The organism is Roseofilum capinflatum BLCC-M114 (assembly GCF_030068505.1).
Taxonomy (GTDB): Bacteria; Cyanobacteriota; Cyanobacteriia; order Cyanobacteriales; family Desertifilaceae; genus Roseofilum; species Roseofilum capinflatum.
The window spans coordinates 25,899-52,364 of the sequence record NZ_JAQOSO010000021.1 but is presented as its reverse complement, the minus strand read 5'-3'; the positions used below and the strand labels follow the sequence as shown (position 1 = coordinate 52,364).

The following is a 26,466-nucleotide window of genomic DNA, read 5'->3' as shown; positions in this document are numbered from 1 at the left end:
ACCTAAATTGTGAGATTTAGGAATCACCGTCCTTCTAGGGCGGTGAGGATGTCAACAGCAAACAGGGCAATGATAATATTGGTATCGAGCAAATATCTACCATTCATTGACATCTATCCGATCGCAGTCTTCCTGAATCGCTTTTGCCATCATTTGTAGATCTTCGGCTGGAATTGAACCAGCAAAACGGAGGTGTTTGTATCCTGGTGTTCCAGACGGTTCTGTTTGGATCTCAGCCAGCAGACGAGCGGCGATTCGCTGCGCGATACCTTCGGGAACGCATCCTGCTGATCTTCGGGTAACTGCTTCAGTTGGGCGATCGCCTCTTCCAGTAATTGAGTCATACTCACGCTTCCAATCGATGGCTTTGCCCGTTATTGTAACGAAACTGACTGGATTTATGGCGATCGCCCCTGAAATCCTAAGCCGATTCTAAATGCGTTACCGGAATGACTTCAGTTCTCTCTGGCAATTTGGCTCCGGTTGCCACCTGATGAACTTCATAAAGAATATCGGCTGCATAATAGCGATTACCACAGTTGTCGCAGACTCCAATGGTGACATTCTCCAGGATCACAAATCCATCTCGATGCTTAAATACCTCATGTTTAACCTGTCGAGGCTGAACAGTTCCTTGACAATATTCACAGTTGTATCCGTACATATTTTTAGAGAGTTAGTCTTTCCTGTCAGTTCATAAGGAGTAGACATGACAGGGAGATCGCCCCGCTATCCCTTGGGACATGCCCCCCATTTAAGCATGAGGGGTCATTTTGCCATCAATGATTAGTTGGCCAGGCGTTGTGCGATTTTCATCAATGACCGTAAGGCTTTATTTACGGATTTTTCATTGGGAAATACCTTAGCCACATCAGGATCAAGCCGAACCAAATTATTTCCAGCTTGCTCCTGTTCAGCATATTTACTTTCAACTTTCCCGGCTAACTGGGAAGGATTATGCACTTCGAGTTGCAGGTCTTCATCTATTTTATTGTCAACTTTGGGTTGCAGATCTTCATTCGTTTTCTTCTGCATCAAATTCTTTGATTCCTCACGAAAAGCTTCTAAAACATCGTCTGGATTCGGAGGATTGCCATGATTTTTTATAAACAATCTTTCCAAAATAGCAATGTAAGTTTCTCCAACTAATGCAGTAAGGGTTCCTGCTGTTCCTCCAGCTATTAAACCTCCAGCAATCTGACCGCCAGGAACTAACTTAAGAAGTCCTGTTACAATAGCTCTTCCCGTAAGTGTTCCACCTGCTCCAGTAACAACACTGCCCACAATTGAGCTATAAAAGCTTTCATTGAAAGACAAACCAAAAGTTACTGATATACCAGTAATCATCCCAATCTGAATGGGTATAATACCGAATGCATCCGAGAGTGGGATAGGAATTGCACCTATTCCTACTGCTGCTGCTGTCGCCGCCGCCACTATTACACGGCATTGGTCTTTTTTTAGCTCAATATCTGCTTTTTGAGCAGCCGCGAATGCTCTTCTATGTCCTTCTGGGATAACTTCCATCGTCAAGTTTACAAGTTCATCCAGTCCCTTAGCTTCAAGGATCAATCCATTATCTAGCTCTTCTGGAATTGAGCGCACACGAATCACGTTTTTTGTAAGTGGAAGTTTCTCCTTAACTTTTTCATAAAATGATTCACGTTTTCCCTCATTATTAGGAGCTTTATCCTGTTTTGCTTTTGTGATCACTGCAATGACAGGCATATAGTCAGCCAACATATTGACCAGTTCCTCTTCCGCTTCCTGAACACGACGAGAATCTTCAGAAATGCAAAGCCAGGCAACATGAATATGTTTGTTACGATCGGTTTCTTTACTACGTTTCTTAACCAATGAATATAAAGCCTCTCTAGTCTCGGCAAGAGCCTTCATTTCAAGTCCACGAGTATCAATAATAGAAATCGGAATCCCTTCTTTTTTAATTTCGTTTATGTCTGGAGTTATAGGAGATCCCGACCCAGTAGTTGCAAAATTGCCCTGGAATACCGCATTAATGAGTGTGCTTTTACCAACTCCAGTAGCACCAACGATCACGATGTTGACATGACCACGCTCTTTTACCGCTTTGTCTAAAGACTCTCTAACTAATTTTTCAAAGTCAAATTTTTCAAAGTCAAACTCTTTTGTCATAGTTCAATCCTACTTTTATGAATCGTAAAATAATTCAGTATTTTTTTACATACTGAGTAAGTTGAGTGAATAGTTTGTGATATATTAGCTTAATCGATCACCCAGACTTTCAAGTTATAAGTTAACTTTGTGCCTGCATCGAGCCAGTAGTGGACTCGAACATTGGATGAAGTGGTTTCAGCAACCTTAGCGTCTCCGTGACCACTACCAGGAATAGATGCTTTAGTCTTAGCAATGAAGGGTAGAGAAACATCTCCAAGTTCAGCTAAAGGGATAGGACTCACACTTCTGTTGAACTCAATTCTCGATATTTTCTTGGCATCGTAGGGAAAATCATCATCCCCTTTCTTACCCAACCATTTTGCTTCATGATTGATGGATGAATCTATGGCAAGCCTTTCACTCATTAGCTCATCTACCGAAAAACACTAGGTTCCACTGTCATTGAAGAAAAAGCTCTCCAATCGTAGACTCCCTTGAGGAAGGGAAGTATTCTTTACAGTATAGGATGCTCTTTCAAGTTTGCCTACTTCAAAAAAGGTGAATTTAGTCTATAGTTTGAGCAACTATTTCCCTATTCGTTAGTCTAAAAAAGTTAATTCAAGTTATTTTAAGTTGCAAAAAGGTAAAAAAAGTGATATGGTAGCGGCGAAGTCGTATTGATAAAACGAATGGATGTGGAAGCAATCCTGACATGGGCCGATGAGTTGATGTTGGCTAAAACAGGCACAAGGTTAAGTAGTCTGCAACGAGCTGTGTTGGTTGGGGTTTGGAATCATCAGAAATATAAAGAGATTGCGGATGAATATCACTGTGGCGAAGGGAATGTGAAAATAGTGGCGGGGAACTTATGGAAGTTGATTGGAGAAGAGTTGGGAGAAAAAGTTAATAAGAAGAATTTTCGCGCAACATTGGAGAGGTATTATATTTCCCATTCTAAAATCAACAATTTTGAGAAAAGTTTCAATCAAAATAATATTAATTTTTGTAGCAAAGATTTATACTCTAGAGATCCAACCAAAAACCGCTCCCCTACTTCTAAGGGAACGCAACAACGCCACGATCTCATAGAAGCGCCAGAATACTATCCTCTCAATAATCGCAGCACTGAACTAACCACACTGAAACAGTGGGTATTGGATGAAAAAATCAAGATAGTTACAATTTTTGGATTACCTCGCATCGGCAAAACCACTCTCGCGAGAGCATTGGTAGAAGAGGTTAAAACTCAATTTGAAGCCGTCATCTGGCGCAACTGCACGAATAGTGTAAAACGGGAATCTCTGGAAGATGAAATTATAGACTGTATCGGCAAAAATGAAACGGATAAATCTGCAAAACTCATCCATTATTTGCGCTCTTCTCGTTCCCTGATTATCCTCGATGACTTCCAAGAACTGTTTACTCCGGGTGAGTTGGCTGGGACTTATTTACCTGGATGTGAAAGTTATGGTAAACTCTTAAGAGAAATAAGGCGCTTGCATCACCGCAGTTGCTTCCTTCTCCTCAGTTACGAAAAGCCCACAGAAATTGCCACCTTAGAACGGGAAAACAACCATTGTCTCAGCTTACAATTGGGGAGTTTAGGAACAGCAGCCAAGGAAATCTTGAGCCACCACCAACTCATGGATGAAGAGCGGTGGGAAGAACTGATTCAACGCTACGGAGGTAACCCTTCCTGGCTCAATATTATTGCTTCTACTATTCAGGACTTCTTTAACCGTAGCGTTGATAAGTTCCTATCCTATCCTAACCCCTTTCTGGGCGACCTAGAACCGATATTGCAAGACTATTATCAACGCTTATCCCCCTCGGAAATGACTGTGGTTCAATGGTTAGCCAGTGAAGACACGACCGATATTTTCCACAAACCCAAAGAGTTAGCCTTGTCTGATGCTGAATTCTCGCAAGCAATACATTCTTTAATTAAACGGGGAGTTATTCAGAAAGAGGCGAATGATGATGTGGCCCAATTTATTCTACAACCGACGTTTTCATCTTATATTCATGGTCTATAGAAAATAGATATAATCGCATGACCTATAACTCAGATGATCCTTTTTTTGAGATTTTATGTCAAGACTATAGCAAACCTAAATCAGTTGTGTAATGGCTGCCCCTCATCCCCCAACCCCTTCTCCCGCAGGAGAAGGGGAGCAGAAGTCCCTCTCCCACGGGAGAGGGATATAGGGAGAGGGCATTTCCTGTTGCACAATTCATTGAGACTAGCTATATCCTCGATCATGCCGAAAGAAAATACATTAACCCCTTCTAACCTGGAACTAACCCAACATCACATTATTCAACAGCTACAGCAACTGACGATAGCTTATCAACAGGCAAAATCAGAGCTGCAAAATTTACCCCTTGAATCTTCTGCCGAAGAGTTTACTCAGAAGAAATAGAACTCTTAACTACAGAAATTCGAGGGTATGCCAGTCAAATTAAGTTTACAGGTACGATAGAAAATCCCCAACAAGCCACGGAAATCTTACATCATCGTCGTGTCTTAGAAATTCCGGTGATTACTCAGTTCTATTTCCAGAGGGATATTGAATTGACACACCTGAAATCTTACTTACAAAAATTAGACTACCTGCGATTATTAATCTTGGAGTATTTGCAATTTACAGTGATTTGACTGTCTCCATCCTCATCCTCAAGTAAATCAGCAATCAGATCGTCCACCGTTCCTCGTTTAGCAGATCCTTGCTTAAATTCTTGCTTCAGCGCTTCAGTATTAGCAGCAATTTCTAAGCGCCGTTGTTCGATTCTTCGCTTGCGGATTAACTCGAATAAATAATCTTGCTCTTCAATAGATAACTGTTCGATGGAATCAATTAATTCTTGTAATTTCATAGATTTAACTTAAATAAATGAGTCGCGTTCATGTCGGTGAGAGCCGAAACATTTGTCCCTCATCCCCCAACCCCTTCTCCCACAGGAGAAGGGGAGAAAAGTCCCTCTCCCGTGGGAGAGGGATTTAGGGAGAGGGCATTTTCAACTCACAATCTAAAGGCTACATCTTCAGGCATTTGTCCTAAATGGTAGATCTATTCGGATTGCACTGACAACTGGATGGAGAAGATAACGTTTTCCATGGATTGTAGGATCTGCGTAGAGATAAGGCGTGCCTTGTCTCTACCGGTTTCCAACGATTCTAAGGATATGATTTTAGGTACGGTTGTGGAGTGAGGAATTGATGCTGTCATTATTTTATGTTTCGTTGTTGGGCGCTGGGATTTTTGCCAGTGCGAATGCGCTTCCGGTTAAGGCTTGTGAGAATGGGTTAACTGAAGTTTGTCCATCAAGCCTGACAAGATCCCCCCAACCCCCCTTGGAAAGGGGGGCAGTCAGGCAAGTCCCCCTTATTAAGGGGGATTTAGGGGGATCGAGGATTCCCACTCAAGGGAATCAGATCATCATTAATGGTCAAACTTTACCCATTGCTTGGAAACAATGGCGGGAGAATAATCAAGTACGGATTGCTATTAGTGATGTGGGTTTGGGGTCTGGTTTTGGGGTAGAGTTGCTGAGTACCTCGAATCCTGCTCTACAACCGATTCAGTGGTATGGAGTGCCAGGGCAAACTCGGTGGACGCTTCCGGCTCAGGTAGGGGCGAACGGCCGTTCTCCCCTACATTCCATACGGTATGTGGAGGTGACGGAGTGGGTGCAAGAATTGGGATGGCGGATGGTTCCCCAGGGGAATGTGCTGAGGGTGGAAACGGCTTCGAGTCAGGTTTTGGGGATGCGTCAGGGGAAACAAACTTGGGGCGATCGCCTCGTCATCGCTCTGAACCAAGAAACTCCCGTACAAGTTAACCATGCTCCCGGAAAGACAACCATCACTCTTGGTGCAGTGGCTTCTCCTGCTCTCTTCGATGCCTTTGAATCTAAGGCAGGGAATGCGGTTGATAGCATCAAGTTTACCCCTGAATCAGGGCGCACGAAAATCGAAATCAACCTGAAAACCAAACAAGTTCGCCCCCAAATTCTGACTCTGAATGCTCCCTATCGGTTGGCGATCGATTTTCGTTTAGATGCGACGATTCCGGCTAAACAAATTCAATGGGCTTCAGGGATTCAATGGCGACAACAAACCGTGAGCCTCGGATCGTCTGAATTTCCGGTGTTTTGGCTGCAAATTGACCCCCGAAATCCTCAGATCCAACTGCGTCCTATTCGCACGAATAGCCAAGGGGCAGCCGGGACTTCTCCCTTAGTGACTTTAGCCCGTCAATCTCAAGTGGCAGCCGCCATTAATGCCGGATTTTTTAATCGTAATAATCGCTTACCCTTGGGAGTTATTCGCGACAATGGGGAATGGATTTCCGGCCCGATTCTCAACCGGGGGGCGATCGCCTGGAACAACCAAGGACAATTCCTCATCGATCGCCTCACCCTCACGGAAACCCTCACCACCCAAACCGGCCAGTATTATCCCATTCTCTACCTTAATAGCGCCTATCTGCAACCGGGATTATCCCGCTACACCTCTGCTTGGGGAACCACCTATACCCCACTGACCAATAATGAAACTATTCTTTCTGTAAACGGCGATCGCATCCTCAGCCAAACCCAAGCCCCCCAAGCCGGAGTTGGACAAATTCCTATCCCTCCCCAAGGATATCTCCTCGTCCATCGCGGCCAAACTCCCCCACCCTCGATTCCCCCAGGAAGCCCTGTTCAACTACAAAGGCGCTCATCTCCCGATCTCACTAACTATCCCTTCACCCTAGGCGCTGGCCCCCTCTTGGTCAAAAATGGTCGTATCGTTCTCAATGCGGAGAGCGAGACTTTCAGCCAAGCCTTTATCCGACAACAAGCCTCTCGCAGTGCGATCGGTATCACCCAAAACGGACAACTGATCATCGCTGCCGTCCATGACCGCTCCTACGGCAAAGGCCCCACGCTCACCGAAATCGCCCAAATCATGCAACGTCTCGGTGCAGTCGATGCCCTCAATTTAGATGGGGGCAGTTCCACCGGACTTTATTTAGGAGGAGAATTATTAGACCGCTCTCCCCGCAGTGCTGCGCGTATTCATAATGGCTTAGGCATCTTTCTGCAACCTTAATTGAAATTACCCCTCATCCCCCTACACAGAAAGGGCAACAAGATGACACTCAACAGCAAAGATTGTTATGGTTAGCGAAGGGGAACTCTTCTCCCCTTATCGATTCTGCAACCCAAGATTTCTAACCTTCTACGGAGAAAAATCAATCATGGTACAAGCTACAGAACGCCCAACCGTTAACTCAGACAAAGATCAAGACTCCCTTCCTAAGTCTTCTCCCTCCTCCAGTGGACTCTGCGAAGTGGGAGAACGCCCTTGGGGAACCTATACGGTATTGGAAGAAGGACAAGGCTATAAAATTAAACGCATCGAAGTAAAACCCGGTCATCGCCTGAGTTTACAGATGCACCACCACCGCAGCGAACATTGGATCGTGGTTTCGGGTACGGCAAAAGTCGTCTGTGGCGATAAAGAAATCATGGTGTACCAATACCAATCGACCTATGTTCCCCAAGGAAACTCCCATAGGTTGGAAAATCCGGGAGTGATTCCCTTGGTGCTGATCGAAGTGCAAAATGGGGAATATTTGGGTGAAGATGATATTGTCCGCTTCCAGGATGACTATGCCCGCAGTAACGGCAAAGAGAGTAAAGTTTAAATTAGAGATACCCCCCCAAATGAATCATCAACTGTTGCCCTCATCCCCCTACCCCCTTCTCCCAAGGGAGAAGGAGGAAAAGTCCCTCTCCCTTGGGAGAGGGATTTAGGGAGAGGGCGTTATATCCATTGGAAATAGGATAAACTGATAGACGTTTAAAGGGCATTTCCCATGATTCATTTAACCCCTGCTGCGGCCACAGAATTAAAACGCTTGCAAAGCCGATATCCCCAAGCTAAACCTTGGGTGCGTTTTGAGGTGCAGACAGGGGGATGTGCAGATTTTAGCTATGAGATCCGGTTTGACTCGGAAAAACAGGAGACTGATCAGGAGTATGCGTATGAGGCGATCGCCATCATCGTTGATCCAACCCAACTCCCTTATCTCGATAACCTAAAAGTCGATTACTCTGATGATTTGATGGGTGGAGGATTTCGTTTCCATAATCCCAACGCCACCCAAACCTGTGGTTGTGGTCAATCCTTTTCCCTTGACTCCCCCTCAAACTAGAAGGATTAAGACCTAAAAGGATTGACAAAAGGTATCTTTATTTGGTAAAGTCAAAAATTGTCGTCAAAGTTGAACCAGAGACGGTTTATAGCAAACCTCCGTACCTTATGCCAACGATCCAACAACTCATTCGTACTGAACGTCAGAAAATAGAACGGAAAACCAAGTCTCCGGCCCTAAAAAGCTGTCCTCAGCGCCGTGGAGTCTGCACCCGTGTTTACACTACAACGCCTAAAAAACCCAATTCAGCCCTGCGTAAAGTAGCCCGTGTACGCTTGACCTCCGGGTTTGAAGTAACGGCCTATATCCCAGGAATTGGGCACAACCTTCAAGAACACTCCGTTGTCATGATTCGCGGTGGACGGGTGAAGGACTTGCCTGGTGTAAGATATCACATTATCCGGGGAACGCTGGATACCGCAGGCGTAAAAGATCGGCGGCAAGGTCGCTCCAAGTACGGAGCTAAACGGCCCAAATAGCGGACTAACAACGGTTTAATCGATCCCCTCTATCTATTGATTGGATTAACACCAACCGTTATAGCTTCCTAGTTATTGTAACGCTGATCGTGTAGATTTATACTGTAAACCCATTATTCAATTCTCAAACCTAAACCTATGTCTCGTCGAGGAGTATCTCATCACCGTTCTGTCCCTCCAGACTCGGTATACAATAGCCGCTTAGTCAGTATGACGATTCGGCGGATCATGGAGAGTGGCAAAAAATCCTTAGCCTCTCGCATCCTGTACGATGCCTTCAAGATTATTGAAGAACGTACCGGTTCGGATGCGTTGAACCTATTTGAAAAAGCCATTAAAAATGCCACTCCCTTAGTCGAGGTGAAAGCCAGACGGGTAGGTGGAGCAACCTATCAGGTTCCTATGGAAGTGCGTTCAGATCGGGGAATAAGCTTGGCTCTGCGTTGGTTAATCCGGTTCTCCAGACAGCGTTCTGGCAATTCCATGGCCATGAAATTAGCCAATGAACTGATGGATGCGGCCAACGAAACCGGGAACACCATTCGTAAGCGAGAAGAAACTCATCGCATGGCTGAAGCGAACAAAGCATTCGCCCACTATCGCTACTAAGGCATCCAGCCCACTATTCTGGGAAACTAAAGCCCTAAATCTTTAGCTCAAGGCCAATCAACTGAGCCAAGTCTAGTCTAAAACCGATTTAGACTAGATTTCTTCAGGAAGTCTTAAACGTTTGTCTTAAAAAAAGTATACAATTCTAAAAGAGCAGAAAAATAACCAATCAAGACTGCTTTTCAAGACCAAGGAGGTATCTGTGGCACGAAATATCCCGCTGGAGCGAATTCGCAATATTGGCATCGCTGCCCATATTGATGCGGGCAAAACAACAACAACTGAAAGAATCCTGTTTTACTCAGGCATCGTTCACAAAATTGGTGAAGTGCATGATGGAACAGCAGTAACGGACTGGATGGCCCAAGAACGGGAACGGGGAATCACCATCACAGCAGCCGCCATCAGTACCAGTTGGAAAGACCATCAAATCAACATTATTGATACTCCAGGTCACGTGGACTTCACCATTGAAGTCGAGCGTTCCATGCGGGTATTAGATGGTGTAATTGCCGTATTTTGTTCAGTTGGGGGCGTTCAACCCCAATCAGAAACCGTATGGCGACAAGCCGATCGCTATAAAGTGCCCCGGATTGTTTTCGTTAACAAAATGGATCGCACAGGAGCGAACTTCTTCAAGGTATACGAACAAATTAAAGATCGTCTCCGGGCCAACGCTGTCCCCATTCAAATTCCTATTGGATCAGAGAGCAATTTTAGAGGTATTGTAGACTTGGTGCGAATGCGTGCCAAAATCTACACGAATGATATCGGTACAGATATTGAAGAAACCGAAATTCCCGAAGAAATTCTGGAACTAGCAGAAGAGTATCGTGCCAAGCTTATTGAATCCGTAGCGGAAACCGATGATGCTCTGACCGAAAAATATTTGGAAGGGGAAGAGCTAACGGAAGAAGAAATCCATGATGCTCTGCGTAAGGGAACCATTAACGGGACAATCGTTCCCCTGCTGTGTGGTTCTGCCTTCAAGAACAAAGGAGTACAATTGCTCCTCGATGCCGTAATCGACTATATGCCTGCTCCCATTGACGTGCTGGCGATTCAAGGAACCCTACCCGATGGTACGCCTACAGAACGCAAAGCCGATGATGAGCAGCCCTTCTCTGCCCTAGCCTTCAAAATCATGTCTGACCCTTATGGTCGCTTGACCTTTACGCGGGTCTATTCAGGCGTGCTGAAAAAAGGCAGCTATGTCATGAACTCGACCAAGGGCAAGAAAGAGCGGGCCTCTCGGTTGATTATCCTCAAAGCAGATGAGCGGATTGAAGTCGATGAGCTGCGATCGGGTGACTTAGGCGCAATCCTGGGTCTGAAAGACACCACGACTGGAGATACCCTCTGTGATGACAGCTCTCCAGTAATTCTGGAATCTCTGTACATTCCAGAACCGGTGATCTCCGTGGCAGTAGAGCCGAAAACCAAGCAAGACATGGAGAAGCTCTCCAAAGCCCTCCAATCCTTGTCTGAAGAAGACCCCACCTTCCGAGTCAGCGTTGATCCGGAAACCAACCAAACCGTAATTGCCGGTATGGGAGAACTCCACTTAGAAATTCTCGTAGACCGTATGCTGCGGGAGTTCAAAGTGGAAGCCAATGTAGGTGCGCCCCAGGTGGCTTATCGGGAGACCATCCGTAAAGCGATCAAAGCTGAAGGTAAATTTATCCGCCAAAGTGGGGGTAAAGGTCAATACGGCCATGTGGTGGTTCAAGTCGAACCAGGTGAACCGGGTAGCGGCTTTGAATTTGTCTCCAAAATTGTCGGTGGATCTGTACCCAAAGAGTACATTGGCCCTGCTGAACAAGGGATGAAAGAAGCTTGCGAGTCTGGCATCCTGGCTGGATACCCCGTGATCGATCTCAAGGTCACCTTAGTCGATGGTTCATTCCACGAAGTAGACTCTTCGGAAATGGCCTTTAAGATTGCTGGCTCTATGGCCATTAAAGAAGGCGTGACTAAGGCATCTCCCGTTCTCCTGGAACCCACAATGAAGGTAGAGGTGGAAGTTCCTGAAGACTTCCTCGGAGATGTGATGGGAGACCTAAATTCCCGTCGCGGCCAGATTGAAGGGATGGGTTCTGAAGACGGTCTGAGCAAGATCTCGGCTAAAGTTCCTCTGGCAGAAATGTTTGGTTATGCCACGGATATTCGCTCCAAAACTCAAGGACGCGGAATTTTTTCCATGGAATTTAGTCAGTATGATGAAGTTCCTCGGAATGTGGCAGAAGCCATCATTGCCAAGAGCAAGGGAGAGTCATAAAATCCACTAGGACAATTAGAGTTGGTGAGAGTTGAGGAATCAACGCTATCAACTCTAATGTCCTGGATCTCATCCCTTGACTGTCCTGACTGACGGTCAGAAAACGTTTACTTCGTCTTTTATCTAGTCAACATTAGGCACAATTAATTAGTTATGGCACGCGAAAAATTTGAACGGACAAAACCTCACGTTAATATTGGTACGATTGGTCATGTTGACCATGGTAAAACGACCCTGACTGCGGCGATTACCATGAGCTTGGGAGCGGCTGGCCAAGCCAAAGCCAAAAACTACGAAGATATCGATGCTGCTCCAGAGGAGAAAGCGCGGGGAATTACCATTAATACGGCTCACGTGGAATATGAAACGGGTAACCGCCACTATGCCCATGTGGACTGTCCTGGACATGCTGACTATGTGAAAAACATGATCACTGGGGCAGCGCAAATGGATGGTGCGATTCTGGTGGTTTCTGCGGCGGATGGCCCCATGCCTCAAACCCGCGAGCATATTCTTTTGGCTCGCCAGGTGGGTGTTCCTAACTTGGTGGTGTTCTTGAATAAGAAAGACCAAGTGGATGATGAGGAATTGTTAGAACTGGTGGAGCTGGAAGTCCGCGAGCTTCTGAGTGATTACGAATTCGATGGTGACAATATTCCGATTGTTTCAGGTTCAGCCCTGAAAGCTGTAGAAGCTATGGTTGCCGATCCGAAGACGGCACGGGGTAAGGATGCTTGGGTGGATGCCATTTGGCAGTTGATGGATGAGGTGGATAGCTTTATCCCGACTCCAGAGCGGGATGTGGATAAGCCTTTCTTGATGGCAGTCGAAGATGTGTTTACCATTACCGGTCGGGGAACGGTTGCCACCGGACGGATTGAGCGGGGTAAAATCAAGCTCAATGAAGAGGTGGAAATCGTTGGCATTAAAGACACTCGGAAAACGACGGTGACGGGTGTGGAAATGTTTAAGAAATCTCTGGAAGAAGGGATGGCTGGTGATAATGCTGGTCTTCTGCTTCGGGGAATGAAGAAAGAGGATATTGAGCGGGGTATGGTGTTGGCTAAACCCGGTTCGATCACCCCTCATACTGAGTTTGAAGCTGAAGTTTATGTGCTGAAAAAAGAAGAAGGTGGCCGTCATACTCCCTTTTTCTCGAACTATCGTCCTCAGTTTTATGTGCGGACAACGGATGTAACCGGTACGATTAAGTCCTTCACCGCAGATGATGGTAGTACTGCCGAGATGGTGATGCCTGGCGACCGGATTAAAATGAACGTGGAATTGATCAATGCGATCGCCATTGAACAAGGAATGCGTTTTGCTATCCGTGAAGGGGGCCGTACTATCGGTGCGGGTGTGGTCGCTAAGATCCTTAAATAGCTGGGTCTGAGTCCCCCATTCATCTGGATTAAACCCTTCCCTCAGTGAACCCTAAACTCATGGGGAAGGGTTTCTCTCTCAAAACTTTCACAGAACCTTGACAAGTGTAAATAATCATGGCAACTCTACAACAACAAAAAATCCGTATTCGTCTGAAAGCATTCGATCGCCGTCTCCTGGATACCTCTTGTGAAAAAATTGTCGATACGGCTAACCGCACCAACGCCACAGCAGTTGGCCCCATTCCTTTACCCACGAAACGCAAAATCTACTGTATCCTGCGATCGCCCCACGTGGATAAAGACTCGCGGGAGCATTTTGAAACCCGTACCCACCGTCGCATTATTGATATTTACCAACCTTCCTCTAAAACCATTGATGCTCTGATGAAACTCGATCTGCCGGCTGGAGTTGATATCGAAGTGAAGCTTTAAGCTTGTTTTCTTTCCCCTTCCCTGGTTAAGGATCGATCCTGAAGATTGAGGTTAGGTTTTTGCAGCCTCGAACAATGCGATAGACTAAAAGATGTTTGTGCTATTTCCAGGTCTTTCTTTAGAGTCTCCAGCATAGGAAAATCACCATGACATCTTCTTCATCGATCGCCGTGCGAGAATTGCCTCTGTTTCCCTTACCAGAAGTCGTCCTCTTTCCAGGGAGACCCCTACCCCTACATATCTTTGAATTTCGGTATCGGATGATGATGAATACCGTGCTTCAAACGGATAGTCGGTTTGGGGTGTTGATGTGGGACCCGCTCAAAAATGAAGCCGTTTCCGTGGGTTGCTGTGCAGAAATTGTTAATTATCAACGCTTACCCGATGACCGGATGAAGATCCTTACCCTAGGACAACAACGGTTTCGGGTTTTGGAATATGTACGAGAAAAACCCTATCGCGTAGGGTTGGTGGAATGGATCGAAGATCAACCGACCGATCGCGATTTGAGATCCTTAGCGACTCATGTGGAACAACTGCTTCAAGATGTGGTTCACCTATCCTCTAAATTAACAGGTCAGGACATTGAATTACCCGACAATATCCCGGCATTGCCCACTGAATTATCTTACTGGGTCGCGAGTAACTTGTATGGTGTGGCAGCAGAACAACAAGCCTTATTAGAAATGCAAAATACCGCCGAACGATTGGAGAGGGAAACAGAAATTCTTACCTCGACTCGTAATCACTTAGCGGCTCGCACTGTGCTTAAAGATACGTTTAAGGAATAAGTAATGAGTAATGAGTAATGAGTACACCTCAGAACATCATAGAACTGTGGTATAGCGTTTCTCTCTTCTATGGAGTACAGCTTGAAGGCTAGACCCTAAGCAATACAAGCTATTCCCTATTCCCTATTCCCTATTCCCTAGCGCGAAGCGCTATAAATATCGGTAACGGTATAGCTACCGAATATTTTTAACACATCGGTGTACTCTTCGAGTTGTTGAAGGGTGCTTTGGATGCTGGGTTCTCTAGCATCAACTTCAATATCAATAAAAAATAAATATTCGCCCAGCGATCGCTTGGTGGGACGAGATTCGATGCGGCTTAAGTTAATTCCTTGACGGGCAAAAATTTCCAGGGGTTTGACCAACACTCCCGGAATATTGGGTAAACTCAAGGCGATCGAGGTATGGGTTTTGGGTTGGGAGGGTTCATTTAACTTCACATCAGCACCTGTAGAGGTCATGACCCAAAAGCGAGTACAGTTATCTGGATGATCGTTAATGGGATAGGCTAATACGGGAACTTGATAGAGTTTTGCTGCTCGTTGGGAAGAGATCGCCGCGATGGGTCGATCGGGCTGAAGATACTGAATGGATTCTGTGGTGGAGTTAGTGGGAATTAATTCAACTCCCGGTAAATGTTGTTCTAACCACTCCTGACACTGGGCTAAGGCTTGGGGATGGGAATAGACGGTTTCAATGGCTGATAAATCGCTTACCTGAGAGAGCAGTCCATGGGTGATGGGTAACACATAAGCTTGCTGAATTTCTAAACCCTCTAATTGCCATACACTATCGAGGGTCATGGGAACGCTCCCTTCAATGGAGTTTTCTACTGGGGCGATCGCCACATCGGCCTGCTGTTTAGCTACGGCCTGTAAGGTTTGGGCAATACTGGGATAGGGACGCAACTGACCCTCATAACCCTGAGCTTGAAGCTGTTGACAACAGGCGATCGCCGCTGCTTCCGAATAAGTTCCTCGCGGCCCCAAATAAGCAATAATAACCATGATTTCTCCTGATTTCATCGTGGATCGTTAGAATTATTGAGGTTAGTCCATAAAAATTAACAATTAAATATCAATTATTCATACACAACACGGTATGATATCCGCAACTTAAATCCAGCATTTACAGTTCCAGAATCCCTCTCTATCTAATAGAGGGCGTTTTTTCATGGTCTAGCCACCAGCTAGAATCTTGAGAATTTTGTAAAATATATTTACATTTGCAGATTAACTCCCAATCTATGACCACCCAATTTAGCGCCACCCAATCGGTTAACCTCAATGTTCCTCATCAGCCTATTCCCATACAGCATTACCTACGGCAACCGAAACGTCTTGTCAATGCCTTAACCGCCCAAAGTCAAATTGAACATTTAAGTGACGAGCTGTTTCGCTTAAAAATGCGCCCTCTCACCTTCATGATGTTTACCTTCCAGCCTACGGTAGACCTCAAGGTTTGGGCCGATAGTCACGGAAATGTACAATTGCAATCAGTCAATTGTCATATTCGAGGCATTGAATATATTAATCAACGGTTTCATCTGGACTTAAAAGGAAAACTTTGTCCCCAACAGAGTGGCGATCGCACTACTCTTCATGGAAAAGCCAACTTAACGGTACAAGTAGAACTTCCTCCTCCCTTAAACCTCACGCCCTCCTATATCCTAGAAAACACGGGCAATGGATTACTTAGAAGTGTCCTTTTAACCATCAAACAGCGTTTGATGCATCAACTCTTGTCAGACTATCGCCACTGGGTACAAAACAGCCAAAATACAGAAGCTGAAAATTCTGGCAACCTGGAAGCCTTAGTTAATCCCTATCAGGCCTAAAGAGGAGGGGTTGACCGAAGGTCAAAAAGCTCCTAATATTTATAAGGGCAAAATTTATTCGGTCAAGAATAACTTGACCCTTAAATGTTCCCTTAGAATTCATGGGTTAAAAAAGGCATGAGAGAAAAATTTGCTCTTGAGTTTAAATTGCACGAACACAAGTTCGGCTTATCAGCAAATGTCTATGAGTATCTGAACCAATATTGCACTGACAGTCAATTTAAACCAGAGTTCAAAAGAAGATCCCATCTGTTTGTTCCTCTGAATAAGCCTCGATACTTAGAAAAAATTGGTAACAATGAAGTCCCTGCCGATGGCTTTATCTGGGACTTAGAAGACAGCATTCCGGCAGACCAAAAGCAAGTTGCAAGAGATAGCATTGCCAACCTCCCCCCCAAGCCCAGAATCGTTGAGTATAACGTCAGAATTAATGTTGGGGAACCCCAGGAGTTAGAAGAAGACATCAAAGCGATCGCTCAATTTCCCTTTGATTCCGTCACCCTGCCCAAAGGAGAATCGGGTGACCAAATTGCCCGACTGATGGAGGCAATTGGAGAGGACAAAAACTACATCGTTACCATTGAGACGATCGCCGGTCTCAAGGCCATAGACGACATCGCCAGAGTTCTCAGAAAAGGCCGAGATGCACTAGGTTTTGGGGTAGGCGATATGTCAACTGACCTAGGTGTAGATCGAATATCGACCTGTGAAAGTCCTTTATTCCAACAAATTTTAGGTACAATTGCCCTCACGGGAAAAATACACGGACTGGCATTATTTGACAGCGTTTCGGCCAAATTTAACGATCCTGAAAGTTCTCGCAAAGAAGCCGAATTATCCCGTTATATCTACGGTTTTACTGGTAAAAAGTGCATCAATCCCAAACAGTTAGAATTGATTAATTTAGTCTATTCCCCCACAATTGCAGAGATAGAAGAAGAGCTAGAAACTCTAGAATCATTCTTGGGCGGCGCTAAAACTAACGCTCATGTGGTCGGTGGCGAGTATAAGGGAATGCCTGCTTTTAAGGCAGCCGATCGCCAAATCAAAAAATACTTGAGGCAAGGGTATTTAGCGCCCATACACTTTTAACGGTTGAAATATGACTCAAATCAATTTAGACGGTAAAGTAGCCTTGGTGACTGGATCGAGCCGCAATATCGGGCGGGCGATCGCCTTGGAATTGGGGAAACAGGGCGCTTCTGTCGCTATCAACGCCCGTACCAGTGCCGAAGAAGCCCAATCTACAGCTCAAGAAGTAGAAGCTTTAGGAGTAAAGGCTATCTCCGTCCTAGCCGATGTTGCGGATGAAAACCAAGTCCAGGCTATGGTAAAACAGGTATTGGACGAATTCGGTCGCATCGATATTCTGGTCAACAATACCGGACTGCGGCGATCGCGCCCCATAACCGACATGACCACAGAAGAGTGGCGCAGCGTTCTCGGAGTCAACCTAGACGGCCCCTTTTTCTGCTGTCGGGCAGTAGTACCCAGTATGCTCGCTACTGGGTGGGGTCGGATTATTAATGTATCAGGACTCAATGCCTTCATCGGTAGAACCGAATGGTCTCACGTTTGTGCCTCGAAAATGGGAGCGCTGGGTTTGACCAGAGCGTTAGCAGTGGAATTAGCCACACAAAAAATAACAGTCAACCACATTGTTCCCGGACTCATAAACACGAGCCTTGGTAGTTCCACAGATGAAAAAACGGTAAAACGGATCGCCACTGTCCCTCAAGGACGCTTGGGATTGCCCGAAGAAATTGCCAATATGTGCGTCTTTTTAGCCTCAGATGCAGCAAGTTTCATCACCGGTCAGACTCTTCACGTCAATGGCGGAGCGCTACGATACTAACATTTTTAGTTTATCAACAATACGAAAGTGAAAATTCATCAAGTCCGAACCTATCCATCTAAAGAGTATCTTCCCCGCGAAGATCAACTGGCCTGGAAAATTGCCGCCGTAGCATCCGATCCCGTTGTAGTAGAAGACAACGTTGTTGAGATGATCATCAACCGCATCATCGACAATGCTGCTGCTGCTTGTGCTGCACTCAATTATCATTCAGTCCAAACCGCCCGCGCTCAAGCCCTCGCTCACCCACGCACGGGTGGCGCGACCCTCTTTGGCGTTCCCCCAGAAACAAAAGTCTGTGCGGAATGGGCGGCTTGGGCCAATAGCGTCGCAGTTAGGGAACTCGACTTTCATGATACGTTCCATGCCGCAGATTACTCCCACCCTGGAGATAATATCCCTTCGATTATCGCAGCCGCTCAACAATGCGGTTGTGACGGTATGGCTCTGACGCGGGCGATCGCAACCGGCTATGAAATTCAGATCGATTTAGTTAAAGGCATTTGTCTCCACGAACACAAAATAGACCATATCGCTCACTTAGGGCCGTCCGTAGCTGCCGCAATTGGTACTCTCTTAGGATTAGATACAGAAACCATTTATCAAGCCGTTCAGCAAGCCGCCCACACCACCATCACCACCAGGCAATCTCGCAAAGCCGATATTTCTAGCTGGAAAGCTTACGCTCCCGCATTCGCAGGTAAAAATGGTCTCGAAGCCGTCGATCGCTGCATGAGGGGAGAAGGTTCACCATCCCCCATTTACGAAGGCGAAGACAGTATTATTGCCTGGATTTTAAGCGGCCCCGATGCCGTTTATCACATGCCCCTACCCGAACCAGGGGAACCCAAGCGAGCCATTCTCGAATCCTATACCAAAGAACATTCTGCGGAATATCAAGCCCAAGGACTGATCGATTTAGCCTTTCGGATGGGAGAAAAAATTGATGACTTCGAGAAGATCAAAGAAATAGTCATCCACGGCAGCCATCAAACCCATTATGTTATTGGTACGGGTTCCGGAGATCCCCAGAAGATGAACCCCAAAGCCACGCGGGAAACCCTAGACCATTCGATTATGTACATCTTTGCCGTTGCCCTGCAAGATGGACGCTGGCATCACTTTGACTCTTATACCCCAGAACGCGCTCAACGGGAAGATACCGTTCGTCTTTGGCAGAAGATACGCACCCTAGAAGACCCAGAATGGACGCGACGCTATCACAGCCGCGATCCCAAAGAACGAGCCTTTGGCGCTCGCGTTGAGATTTTCTTTACGGATGGCTCTAAACTTGAAGATGAACTCGCCGTTGCCAACGCCCATTCCTACGGCGCACGACCCTTTCAGCGTCCCAATTATATTCGCAAATTCGAGATGCTCACTGAGGGAATTATTGCACCTAAAGAGCAGAAAGATTTCCTCGAATTGGTGCAACAGTTACCGAAACTAGCTCCAGAGGATTTAATGAAGCTGAATTTAATCGCATCTCCGGGCTATCTGATCGAAAATACTGCTCCAGGAATTTTCTAATACCCTAGTGCTAAAGCTTTGGGCAAAAGGGAGTAGTGGACTGTTTCAGCTAATTTGATGCATTGGGGGAGTGCGTAGCGTAGCGTGTCCGCAGGACAAACGTCTCGCTCGCTAGGGAAAACAACAGCGAGCAAGATGCTCGCACTCCCCAGAGTAGGGACAGAAAATTGTTCGCCTCTACTATAGTCAATTTGAATAACAATGAGACATTATGTAGGTCAATTTGTAAGGTGGGCAGTGCCCACCCTACTAGACCGGCAAGCTTAAAACTGTAGGTTGGGTTGAACGAAGTGAAACCCAACTTTCGTCAGACGGGTGTTGGGTTTCGTTCCTCAACCCAACCTACACTCTTACCCCCAATTTTAAGCTTGCCGGTCCAGTAGCGCAAATAAATAGATTTGATGTTACCCTTGTTAACCCAACTAAGTTGTATTGGTTTTTTTATCTGCGATCGAAAGGTTGAAGATATAAATTCCTAATAAAATCAACATTTGCCTGGTAATTTGTATGGCTAAGACCATCCCCGTATCACCGCCTAACTGATTAGCGGTGGCAATCATTGCTTCTATTCCTCCAGGGGTAAACCCTAAAATTGCGGTGACAATGTTGATGTTAGTGAGGCGATGAAATTGATAGCCAATGACCATGCAAGATAACATCAGGACGATCACTAGCAGAATTTCTAGTAATACGGCTTTCCAAAGTTTGCGGACTGTTTGCCAATCAAATTTCCAGCCAATGGAGAGTCCGACTAAAATTAAGGCTATAATCCACAACCAATGAGGGACAAAGAATAAGTTGGGCGCAGTCCAAAATAATAATAGCCCTAATAAAAAAGCGCCTAAAAATCCAGTGGTAGGGAGCTTAAGCCACTGACCTAGGACAACGCCTAAAATACCGCATATGCCCAAGACGGGTAAATTGAGAACCATGGGTAGGGTAGCTTCGTTAACGGTTGAGAGTGTAGTGGTTATGGGTTCTACTGCATCATCGGAAAAAATTAATAAAGTTAACGTGGGTATAGTCAGGACAACAATAACCATACGGATATATTGAAGCAGGGTAACGGTTATGGGTTCTGCCCCAAACTCTTCGCTGATCATGGCTAATGTACCCGCAGAACCAGGAATGGCTCCCAAAAAACTGCTTAATTTATCGACTCCTGTCCATTTCCACAGCAGGTAACCGTTGAACATACTTAAAGCACCCGTGATCAAAATACATACAATGATCGGTACAGCATAAGTTGTGGTTAACATTAAGGTTTCAGGGGAAAATCTGGAGGCAGAGTAGAGGCCAATCATGGCTTTGCCCACTTTAATAAAACTGGAGGGGAGGGGTTGGCGATCGCTGTCCATACAAGCATACACAATCGCAACCAGTAAGGGGCCGAGCAGCCATCCAATAGGAACTCCTAGCTCATTGCAAGTAAAGCCGAAAACGACAGCGAGAGTGAAGACTGGGATAATTCTTTTGAGGTTCTGCCAGTTTGAGCTTATGGCTTGATGCCAGGATGCCAAGATTTTCATATCATATTTTGATCCTTTTTCCATAAAGTTTAGCTTCTACTGTATCCAGAAGCTCAGAGCCATCTCTCCAGTTTTAGTCAGGCTTGGCGATCGCTCTGGGGTACAACCTCTTACTCTGGCGTACCCAGAATGTTACCCTATCCAAAACCCATCCGCAATAAAGAGCGCCCTTGTCTGATTTTGCAAAACGATATTGGCAACCAAAATGGGGCAACGACAATAGTTGCTCCATTATTGCCCGGAGCAAAAAGTTATCCATTTGTTGTGAATGTTACACCGACTGCCAAGAATGGATTAGATAAAGATCGACACATCAACTTAAGTCAAATGAGAGCTGTGGATGCCCAGAGAATTAAAAATAAACAGGGTGATTTAGAGGAGATTTACTGGGAAGAGATTGAGAAAGCGGTATGTATTGAGCTTGGTTTTAGTTTAGCATTTAGGTCTTCGTAGCTTGCCTAACAAGCGGCTGCACGCGGAACGGGTTGTTAAACTATCGTTAAACTCAAGGGAGATGAACCTTGGGCCTATGAGTCATTTGGAGTAGGCGATGCAGATCTGTTGATGTTCATCGGCAATCTTCCATAAGGGCAAAATCTTGGCTAGAATTCATCCCAAGTCTTACGGACTTGCTCGTAACATTGAGGGGGTGTAATGGGTAGGTTTTTCAAGTAAAAGAATGTTACTCGATCGCAAGACTCCAGCAACAATACAACCTCTGTGGTTGGAGAATAATTATTGACAACTCCCAAGATGTGAGCGATCGCAAAGTGATGGGGCAACATTGCCGTGTCAGGAGCCGCGAACCAGGCATTCAGGAACGGCGCAAGATGAGATTGCCCAATAAAATGAGTTTTGAATGATTCTCCGCAAACCCCCAATGTTGGAGCATTTGTGCTACAAACGATCGCGCCGCGCTTCTGGCTGAGATGACCAGCCCAAGCATTATAGCCAATGACCAACAAATTACTGGCAATAAAATCTTGATGCCAATTCGATCTATCGTTGGTTTCTCTCATTAGAGACCTCTATTGTGAAAGCCAATCTCCTATTGAATTAAAGATTACAATAGGGGATGAATTTGTTCGTAGTGATTGCTTGAGCAATCTCCAGCTAGGCTTTTAAGCACTAAAGTGCTTACTACAAACAAAGCCCTATTTTAGGTGGGTCAGCCCACTAGCTATAGCGATCGGCGCTTTCCTTTGGTCAGAAATTCTGATCGCTATAAAATAGGCATCACTCGCTCTTTGAGAAGACAGTTTCAAGCTGCTTTTTCGGGGGAGTTATGCCCACCATCTAAGCCGCGAACAATGCCTTTTTCTTGGTTGGTACTGGAACCAGCCGATTAGCGGCGGCATCCCACAGGATAAATTTGGAACAGTGGAGTACATCGCCAAGCCGCAGGGTTGTCACATTCGAGAGCAGGTGAGAATTGGCTCGATGGCAGGCAGCCAAGTTGTAGTTCGGAATTCGCTCTGAGAGATGGTGAATGCTGTGGTAGCTGATATCGGCGGTAAACCAGCGCAGAATGGGTGGCAAATCTAGATAGCTGCTACCCTCAATCGCCCCGCACAGGTAGTCCCAATCCACAGTTTTCTGGGCATAAGCACCTTCAAAATTGTGTTGTACAAAAAAGACACAGATAAAAATTGCTCCAGCCAAGGTCATCACAGTTGCATACAGACCCCAAAATAGTCCCAGTCCGACTAGATGGCTCAAAATAAACCAACTGCCTACAACAAAAATGTTGTTCAACAGCACATCCCAAAACTCTTTGCTTGTCTGCCAATGCTCGGACTTATATGAAGAAACAATCGATCTGAAGTTTTTGAACCCATTAGTTTTTAAGCAGGTCAACCCGTGCCTGACAAACCCTAGAATACCTAATATCAACGTCAGCCTGGGCTGAATCACGAGATAGAAGAAACCTCCCGGCAGAGTCATAAGTGGCTGCCGAAGTAGGCCGTAGAGTTTCTGGTCGAAGGCGCTGAGTTGAGCAAACTCTTCGACAGAGAGAAAGTCACCAATACCGCGATACCGTTGCCAGTCGCCATTGGTTTTGTGGTGATAGGCATGATCCCTCGACCAGGCATATTGAGGGATCGCGTTAACGACTCCCAGCGCAAAGCCCACCACTCTATTGGCCCGTTTGGATCGAAATAGGGAATAGTGTCCGCAATCATGCATCAGCGAAAAGCAGCGCAACAAAAAAAGCACCATTAACCCAACGATCGGCGGCAACAGCCAGAGGGAAATGGAGACCGTTTTAACAGCCAAAACCCACAGCACAATGTAGGGAACCACGGTGTTGAGAATTTGATAGGTGGCGCGTCGGTCACTGCTTTTTATGTAAGGCGCTAAGACAAAATCTGACTTTTTGACCATGGTGTTCATTAGTTGTTGTTGTTATCGAAGCCCCCGTCCAGAGCAATTGTTTCTGGAGGTAGAGGGGGTGAGCTTTCCTTTACCGACATTGAGAACTCTGGCAGGGGATAAGTTGTGCCTCCTGTCTACTCAGGTTCTAGGTTAAATTCATCCCAGCGATCGCACACCTGGCGATAGCAATCGGGAGGGGCGATCGCCAAATTCCGCAACCAATAAATCTCAATCGGCTTCCCCTCAATGGCGATCGAAATATCTCGATCAGGGGTATAGATTTGCACTGTATCCATTAGGCGATGGCTGCAATCTGTTTGCAGATGATGGGGTTCAAGGTAGGTAGGGATAGCGCCAGAGGGAATGTACTGGAGGCGATATTGCACGATATCACTCCTCCAATCCACAGCGATCGCATCTCCCCCCTCCACCTCACAGGCGAGGAGTCCCCGCCCGTGAGTCAGATACCCCTGCCAGGCAGCATGACCCAGCGGCAATAGGTTTTCTCGAATAAAGGCAGGCTGCCAGTGACCTGAGCAACCCTGCCAGACCTCAGAGGGGGGTCGCATCATTCACCTCTCGAAACTGCCGTAGCACGAAGTTTTACTGCGGTCTCGACCATGTTGATGAGGGAAGGCTTCACTTCCGACCATTGGCGAGTCTTGAGGCCACAATCTGGGTTGACCCAGAGGTTCTGACGCGGGATCACGGCTTCCGCTTTTGACATAAGGTTGCTCATCTCATCGGTGGGCGGCACTCGTGGTGAGTGGATGTCATAGACCCCTGGGCCGATCTCATTGGGATACTTAAAGTCCACGAAGGCATCGAGCAGCTCCATATTCGATCGCGAGGTCTCAATCGTGATGACATCGGCATCCAGAGCGGCGATCGAGTCGATGATGTCGTTGAATTCAGAGTAGCACATATGAGTGTGGATCTGGGTATCATCCTTCACGCCGCAGGCGCTGAGGTGAAAGGCCTTCACTGCCCAGTCGAGATAGTAATCCCACTCGCTCCGGCGTAGCGGCAGGCCTTCGCGGAAGGCTGGTTCATCGATCTGGATGGCGGCGATCCCGGCGGATTCGAGGTCTACCACTTCATCGCGAATGGCGAGGGCGATCTGATGGGTGGTGACGGAGCGCGGCTGGTCGTCGCGCACGAAGCTCCACTGGAGGATTGTAACCGGGCCGGTGAGCATCCCCTTCATCGGGCGATCGGTCAGGGATTGAGCATACTCAGACCAGTACACCGTCATCGGGTTGGGACGGCTGACATCGCCAAAAATAATCGGCGGTTTCACGTAGCGAGTACCAAAGCTCTGCACCCAGCCGGTGCTGGTAAAGGCAAAGCCTTCGAGATTTTCGCCAAAGTATTCCACCATGTCATTGCGCTCAAACTCGCCATGAACAGGCATATCGACTCCGATCGCATCTTGGAAGGCAACGCATTTCGCGATTTCTTCCTTCAGGAACTGGTCGTAGTCTGCATCGCTGAGTTTCCCTTTTTTCCACTGGGCGCGTGCCTGACGCACTTCTTTGGTCTGCGGGAACGAGCCGATGGTTGTGGTGGGGAATTCTGGCAGATTCAGCTTGGCTCGCTGTTTGGGTTGACGTTCAGCAAAGACCGAGGCGCGATCGAAATCGCTGGGTTTAACCTCAGCAAGGCGCTTTTTCACGGCATCATTGTGGATGCGCTTGCTAGACTTCCGGGATGCGGCGGCGGCACGGTTGGCTTCAAGGATCTGGGCACTGCCGACTTCATCGAGAAGCTGCCGGAGTTCGCTGACTTCCGTGAGTTTTTCGTCAGCAAAGGCTAACCAGCTTTTTAGCTCGTCATCAAGCTTTTGTTCGTTTTGCAGGGTAACGGGTGAATGCATCAGCGAGCAGCTCGGTGCGACCCAGAGCCGATCCGCGCCGACAGCAGCCTTGGCCTTATTCAAAACGTCTAGTGAGGCATCGTAATTGTTCTTCCAGATATTACGGCCTTCGACGATTCCGGCGGAGAGAATTGTGTTCTGTGGGAAGTTGGCTAGAACAGTGTCGATGTCCTCTGAACCGCGCACGAAATCAAAGTGCAATGCATCAACGGGCAACGCGAGGTAGTTATCGAGATTATCTCTCACGCCACCAAAATAGGTGGTGACGAGCAACTTGGCGGAACCTTTGGCCTTGGAGAGGCGATCGTATGCTGCCTTCAAAGCATCGCGCTGGCGATCGCTAAGATCCGTGGAAACAATCGGCTCATCGAGCTGTATCCATTCCGCTCCTGCGGCTGCCAGCTTGTTGATGATCTCTTCATAGACAGAGAGAAGGCGATCGAGGAGGGTCAACGGCTCAAAGTCCGGGTTTTTAGAATCCTGTACCTTGCCTAGGGAGAGGTAAGTCACGGGGCCGACCAGCACCGGCTTCGCGTTAATCCCCAGTGCCTTAGCTTCTGCGAACTCATCGAAGACTTTTGTGCTGCTCAGGGAAAACTTCGTGTCCGCCCGAAACTCAGGGACGATGAAGTGGTAATTCGTGTTGAACCACTTGGTCATCTCGCTGGCGAACGTGGAAATCTTGTTCGTTTGGCAGTCTTTCTCGTCTTCAACCAAAGAAGCGCCACCCTCTGTACCGCGAGCGATGGTGAAAACGGTGTTGATATCGGTCTGCCCACCTTGCCACTGGAAGCGCGACGGCACATTACCAAGCAGGCAACTCATGTCTAGCACTTGGTCATAAAAGGAAAAGTCGTTGACCGGGATGAGATCGATTCCGGCAGCCTGTTGCTTCTTCCAGTTGGTTTCGCGCAAGGTCTTGCCCGTAGCGAGCAGATCAGAAAGAGGCAGGTTGCCTTTCCAGTAGGCTTCCGTGGCCTTTTTCAATTCACGCTTGGCTCCAATGCGAGGGTATCCCAGCGAATGGGTTTTGATATGGCTGTTACTCATAGAACTTAGCTCCGATGTGAGTGTATTTCAGCAAATTTATGAATGCTGTTTTCCTTGTTGCTTATTGGCATAAAAATTATCGTACCAGCCTTGACCG

The 26,466-nt window shown here is 46.7% G+C and carries 27 protein-coding genes; 16 read left to right on the top strand and 11 right to left on the bottom strand.

Annotated elements, in window-relative coordinates:
* Positions 1–149: 149 nt before the first annotated feature.
* The 4 genes from PMG25_RS05030 to PMG25_RS05015 all read right to left on the bottom strand — a co-directional run bounded on the left by PMG25_RS05030 (position 150) and on the right by PMG25_RS05015 (position 2,561).
* A complete protein-coding gene (locus PMG25_RS05030) occupies positions 150–344 on the bottom strand; it encodes a hypothetical protein (protein WP_283765816.1) in 195 nt (64 codons plus the stop codon).
* 77 nt (positions 345–421) lie between these two features.
* Positions 422–664 (bottom strand): YgiT-type zinc finger protein, encoded by a 243-nt coding sequence (locus PMG25_RS05025; protein WP_283765815.1) that lies wholly within the window; start codon positions 662–664, stop codon positions 422–424.
* 122 nt (positions 665–786) lie between these two features.
* Entirely contained in the window at positions 787–2,154 is a 1,368-nt protein-coding gene (locus tag PMG25_RS05020) for a YcjF family protein (RefSeq protein ID WP_283765814.1), read from the bottom strand.
* Between the two features lie 89 nt (positions 2,155–2,243).
* Positions 2,244–2,561: a hypothetical protein gene (locus PMG25_RS05015; protein ID WP_283765813.1), complete on the bottom strand. Its 318-nt coding sequence runs from the start codon at positions 2,559–2,561 to the stop codon at positions 2,244–2,246.
* Between the two features lie 264 nt (positions 2,562–2,825).
* Here PMG25_RS05015 and PMG25_RS05010 point away from each other — a divergent pair, with 264 nt between their 5' ends.
* Positions 2,826–4,172 carry a helix-turn-helix domain-containing protein gene (locus PMG25_RS05010; RefSeq protein WP_283765812.1) on the top strand — a complete coding sequence of 449 codons (1,347 nt, stop codon included), beginning with the start codon at positions 2,826–2,828 and terminating at the stop codon, positions 4,170–4,172.
* A gap of 225 nt (positions 4,173–4,397) precedes the next feature.
* A complete protein-coding gene (locus PMG25_RS05005; protein WP_283765811.1) occupies positions 4,398–4,559 on the top strand; it encodes a hypothetical protein in 162 nt (53 codons plus the stop codon).
* Between the two features lie 187 nt (positions 4,560–4,746).
* Here the strand turns inward: PMG25_RS05005 and PMG25_RS05000 are convergent, their stop codons facing one another.
* Positions 4,747–5,013: a hypothetical protein gene (locus PMG25_RS05000; protein WP_283765810.1), complete on the bottom strand. Its 267-nt coding sequence runs from the start codon at positions 5,011–5,013 to the stop codon at positions 4,747–4,749.
* Between the two features lie 343 nt (positions 5,014–5,356).
* On the opposite strand from PMG25_RS05000, the gene PMG25_RS04995 reads away from it, so the two are divergent.
* From PMG25_RS04995 to PMG25_RS04955, 9 genes are all read left to right on the top strand, one after another.
* Positions 5,357–7,234, top strand: coding sequence for a phosphodiester glycosidase family protein (locus tag PMG25_RS04995; RefSeq protein WP_283765809.1), 1,878 nt, complete (start codon positions 5,357–5,359; stop codon positions 7,232–7,234).
* 148 nt (positions 7,235–7,382) lie between these two features.
* Positions 7,383–7,832, top strand: coding sequence for a cupin domain-containing protein (locus tag PMG25_RS04990; protein WP_283754586.1), 450 nt, complete (start codon positions 7,383–7,385; stop codon positions 7,830–7,832).
* Between the two features lie 171 nt (positions 7,833–8,003).
* On the top strand, positions 8,004–8,342 hold the full coding sequence (locus tag PMG25_RS04985) for a HesB/IscA family protein (RefSeq protein WP_283765808.1): 339 nt from the start codon (positions 8,004–8,006) through the stop codon (positions 8,340–8,342).
* A gap of 107 nt (positions 8,343–8,449) precedes the next feature.
* Positions 8,450–8,821 (top strand): 30S ribosomal protein S12, encoded by a 372-nt coding sequence (rpsL, locus tag PMG25_RS04980; RefSeq protein WP_283761835.1) that lies wholly within the window; start codon positions 8,450–8,452, stop codon positions 8,819–8,821.
* A gap of 138 nt (positions 8,822–8,959) precedes the next feature.
* Positions 8,960–9,430 carry a 30S ribosomal protein S7 gene (gene rpsG, locus PMG25_RS04975; RefSeq protein ID WP_283765807.1) on the top strand — a complete coding sequence of 157 codons (471 nt, stop codon included), beginning with the start codon at positions 8,960–8,962 and terminating at the stop codon, positions 9,428–9,430.
* A gap of 202 nt (positions 9,431–9,632) precedes the next feature.
* Entirely contained in the window at positions 9,633–11,708 is a 2,076-nt protein-coding gene (fusA, locus tag PMG25_RS04970; protein ID WP_283765806.1) for an elongation factor G, read from the top strand.
* A 153-nt stretch (positions 11,709–11,861) separates the two neighbouring features.
* The gene (gene tuf / locus PMG25_RS04965) at positions 11,862–13,091 is read left to right on the top strand and encodes an elongation factor Tu (RefSeq protein ID WP_283765805.1); all 1,230 of its coding nucleotides are present in this window, start codon (positions 11,862–11,864) and stop codon (positions 13,089–13,091) included.
* Between the two features lie 116 nt (positions 13,092–13,207).
* Positions 13,208–13,525, top strand: coding sequence for a 30S ribosomal protein S10 (gene rpsJ / locus PMG25_RS04960; protein WP_283765804.1), 318 nt, complete (start codon positions 13,208–13,210; stop codon positions 13,523–13,525).
* A 146-nt stretch (positions 13,526–13,671) separates the two neighbouring features.
* Positions 13,672–14,316, top strand: coding sequence for an LON peptidase substrate-binding domain-containing protein (locus PMG25_RS04955; protein WP_283765803.1), 645 nt, complete (start codon positions 13,672–13,674; stop codon positions 14,314–14,316).
* Between the two features lie 137 nt (positions 14,317–14,453).
* Here the strand turns inward: PMG25_RS04955 and pheA are convergent, their stop codons facing one another.
* Positions 14,454–15,326 carry a prephenate dehydratase gene (gene pheA / locus PMG25_RS04950; RefSeq protein ID WP_347178746.1) on the bottom strand — a complete coding sequence of 291 codons (873 nt, stop codon included), beginning with the start codon at positions 15,324–15,326 and terminating at the stop codon, positions 14,454–14,456.
* Between the two features lie 236 nt (positions 15,327–15,562).
* Here pheA and PMG25_RS04945 point away from each other — a divergent pair, with 236 nt between their 5' ends.
* From PMG25_RS04945 to PMG25_RS04930, 4 genes are all read left to right on the top strand, one after another.
* Positions 15,563–16,153 carry a DUF1997 domain-containing protein gene (locus PMG25_RS04945; RefSeq protein ID WP_283765801.1) on the top strand — a complete coding sequence of 197 codons (591 nt, stop codon included), beginning with the start codon at positions 15,563–15,565 and terminating at the stop codon, positions 16,151–16,153.
* 117 nt (positions 16,154–16,270) lie between these two features.
* Positions 16,271–17,245 carry an HpcH/HpaI aldolase/citrate lyase family protein gene (locus tag PMG25_RS04940; protein ID WP_283765800.1) on the top strand — a complete coding sequence of 325 codons (975 nt, stop codon included), beginning with the start codon at positions 16,271–16,273 and terminating at the stop codon, positions 17,243–17,245.
* A gap of 10 nt (positions 17,246–17,255) precedes the next feature.
* Positions 17,256–18,008, top strand: coding sequence for an SDR family NAD(P)-dependent oxidoreductase (locus PMG25_RS04935; RefSeq protein ID WP_283765799.1), 753 nt, complete (start codon positions 17,256–17,258; stop codon positions 18,006–18,008).
* A gap of 27 nt (positions 18,009–18,035) precedes the next feature.
* Positions 18,036–19,538: an MmgE/PrpD family protein gene (locus PMG25_RS04930; protein WP_283765798.1), complete on the top strand. Its 1,503-nt coding sequence runs from the start codon at positions 18,036–18,038 to the stop codon at positions 19,536–19,538.
* A 422-nt stretch (positions 19,539–19,960) separates the two neighbouring features.
* Here PMG25_RS04930 and PMG25_RS04925 read toward each other — a convergent pair whose 3' ends face one another.
* Positions 19,961–21,091 carry an AbrB family transcriptional regulator gene (locus PMG25_RS04925; RefSeq protein ID WP_283765797.1) on the bottom strand — a complete coding sequence of 377 codons (1,131 nt, stop codon included), beginning with the start codon at positions 21,089–21,091 and terminating at the stop codon, positions 19,961–19,963.
* A gap of 105 nt (positions 21,092–21,196) precedes the next feature.
* Here PMG25_RS04925 and PMG25_RS04920 point away from each other — a divergent pair, with 105 nt between their 5' ends.
* Positions 21,197–21,520 carry a type II toxin-antitoxin system PemK/MazF family toxin gene (locus PMG25_RS04920; RefSeq protein ID WP_283765796.1) on the top strand — a complete coding sequence of 108 codons (324 nt, stop codon included), beginning with the start codon at positions 21,197–21,199 and terminating at the stop codon, positions 21,518–21,520.
* A gap of 149 nt (positions 21,521–21,669) precedes the next feature.
* Here the strand turns inward: PMG25_RS04920 and PMG25_RS04915 are convergent, their stop codons facing one another.
* The 4 genes from PMG25_RS04915 to metE form a co-directional block, all read right to left on the bottom strand.
* Positions 21,670–22,086: a hypothetical protein gene (locus PMG25_RS04915; RefSeq protein ID WP_283765795.1), complete on the bottom strand. Its 417-nt coding sequence runs from the start codon at positions 22,084–22,086 to the stop codon at positions 21,670–21,672.
* A gap of 277 nt (positions 22,087–22,363) precedes the next feature.
* Complete coding sequence (locus tag PMG25_RS04910; RefSeq protein WP_347178745.1) at positions 22,364–23,461, bottom strand: fatty acid desaturase; 1,098 nt, start codon at positions 23,459–23,461, stop codon at positions 22,364–22,366.
* 116 nt (positions 23,462–23,577) lie between these two features.
* On the bottom strand, positions 23,578–24,012 hold the full coding sequence (locus PMG25_RS04905) for a hypothetical protein (RefSeq protein ID WP_283765793.1): 435 nt from the start codon (positions 24,010–24,012) through the stop codon (positions 23,578–23,580).
* Entirely contained in the window at positions 24,012–26,369 is a 2,358-nt protein-coding gene (metE, locus tag PMG25_RS04900; RefSeq protein ID WP_283765792.1) for a 5-methyltetrahydropteroyltriglutamate--homocysteine S-methyltransferase, read from the bottom strand. The genes PMG25_RS04905 and metE overlap by 1 nt, the downstream gene beginning before the upstream one ends.
* Between the last annotated feature and the right edge of the window lie 97 nt (positions 26,370–26,466).

What these genes read in the sequence shown, in the direction of transcription:
- PMG25_RS05010 (WP_283765812.1), top strand. Translation starts at nt 2,826, where the DNA reads ATGGATGTGGAAGCAATCCTGACATGGGCCGATGAGTTGATGTTGGCT.
- PMG25_RS04905 (WP_283765793.1), bottom strand. Translation starts at nt 24,012, where the DNA reads ATGCGACCCCCCTCTGAGGTCTGGCAGGGTTGCTCAGGTCACTGGCAG.
- PMG25_RS04990 (WP_283754586.1), top strand. Translation starts at nt 7,383, where the DNA reads ATGGTACAAGCTACAGAACGCCCAACCGTTAACTCAGACAAAGATCAA.
- rpsG (WP_283765807.1), top strand. Translation starts at nt 8,960, where the DNA reads ATGTCTCGTCGAGGAGTATCTCATCACCGTTCTGTCCCTCCAGACTCG.
- PMG25_RS04925 (WP_283765797.1), bottom strand. Translation starts at nt 21,091, where the DNA reads ATGGAAAAAGGATCAAAATATGATATGAAAATCTTGGCATCCTGGCAT.
- PMG25_RS04955 (WP_283765803.1), top strand. Translation starts at nt 13,672, where the DNA reads ATGACATCTTCTTCATCGATCGCCGTGCGAGAATTGCCTCTGTTTCCC.
- PMG25_RS05030 (WP_283765816.1), bottom strand. Translation starts at nt 344, where the DNA reads ATGACTCAATTACTGGAAGAGGCGATCGCCCAACTGAAGCAGTTACCC.
- PMG25_RS05005 (WP_283765811.1), top strand. Translation starts at nt 4,398, where the DNA reads ATGCCGAAAGAAAATACATTAACCCCTTCTAACCTGGAACTAACCCAA.
- PMG25_RS04985 (WP_283765808.1), top strand. Translation starts at nt 8,004, where the DNA reads ATGATTCATTTAACCCCTGCTGCGGCCACAGAATTAAAACGCTTGCAA.
- PMG25_RS04940 (WP_283765800.1), top strand. Translation starts at nt 16,271, where the DNA reads ATGAGAGAAAAATTTGCTCTTGAGTTTAAATTGCACGAACACAAGTTC.
- PMG25_RS04920 (WP_283765796.1), top strand. Translation starts at nt 21,197, where the DNA reads ATGTTACCCTATCCAAAACCCATCCGCAATAAAGAGCGCCCTTGTCTG.
- PMG25_RS05020 (WP_283765814.1), bottom strand. Translation starts at nt 2,154, where the DNA reads ATGACAAAAGAGTTTGACTTTGAAAAATTTGACTTTGAAAAATTAGTT.
- PMG25_RS05025 (WP_283765815.1), bottom strand. Translation starts at nt 664, where the DNA reads ATGTACGGATACAACTGTGAATATTGTCAAGGAACTGTTCAGCCTCGA.
- metE (WP_283765792.1), bottom strand. Translation starts at nt 26,369, where the DNA reads ATGAGTAACAGCCATATCAAAACCCATTCGCTGGGATACCCTCGCATT.
- PMG25_RS05000 (WP_283765810.1), bottom strand. Translation starts at nt 5,013, where the DNA reads ATGAAATTACAAGAATTAATTGATTCCATCGAACAGTTATCTATTGAA.
- PMG25_RS04935 (WP_283765799.1), top strand. Translation starts at nt 17,256, where the DNA reads ATGACTCAAATCAATTTAGACGGTAAAGTAGCCTTGGTGACTGGATCG.
- PMG25_RS04910 (WP_347178745.1), bottom strand. Translation starts at nt 23,461, where the DNA reads ATGAACACCATGGTCAAAAAGTCAGATTTTGTCTTAGCGCCTTACATA.
- PMG25_RS04945 (WP_283765801.1), top strand. Translation starts at nt 15,563, where the DNA reads ATGACCACCCAATTTAGCGCCACCCAATCGGTTAACCTCAATGTTCCT.
- PMG25_RS05015 (WP_283765813.1), bottom strand. Translation starts at nt 2,561, where the DNA reads ATGAGTGAAAGGCTTGCCATAGATTCATCCATCAATCATGAAGCAAAA.
- PMG25_RS04995 (WP_283765809.1), top strand. Translation starts at nt 5,357, where the DNA reads ATGCTGTCATTATTTTATGTTTCGTTGTTGGGCGCTGGGATTTTTGCC.
- PMG25_RS04915 (WP_283765795.1), bottom strand. Translation starts at nt 22,086, where the DNA reads ATGAGAGAAACCAACGATAGATCGAATTGGCATCAAGATTTTATTGCC.
- tuf (WP_283765805.1), top strand. Translation starts at nt 11,862, where the DNA reads ATGGCACGCGAAAAATTTGAACGGACAAAACCTCACGTTAATATTGGT.
- rpsJ (WP_283765804.1), top strand. Translation starts at nt 13,208, where the DNA reads ATGGCAACTCTACAACAACAAAAAATCCGTATTCGTCTGAAAGCATTC.
- rpsL (WP_283761835.1), top strand. Translation starts at nt 8,450, where the DNA reads ATGCCAACGATCCAACAACTCATTCGTACTGAACGTCAGAAAATAGAA.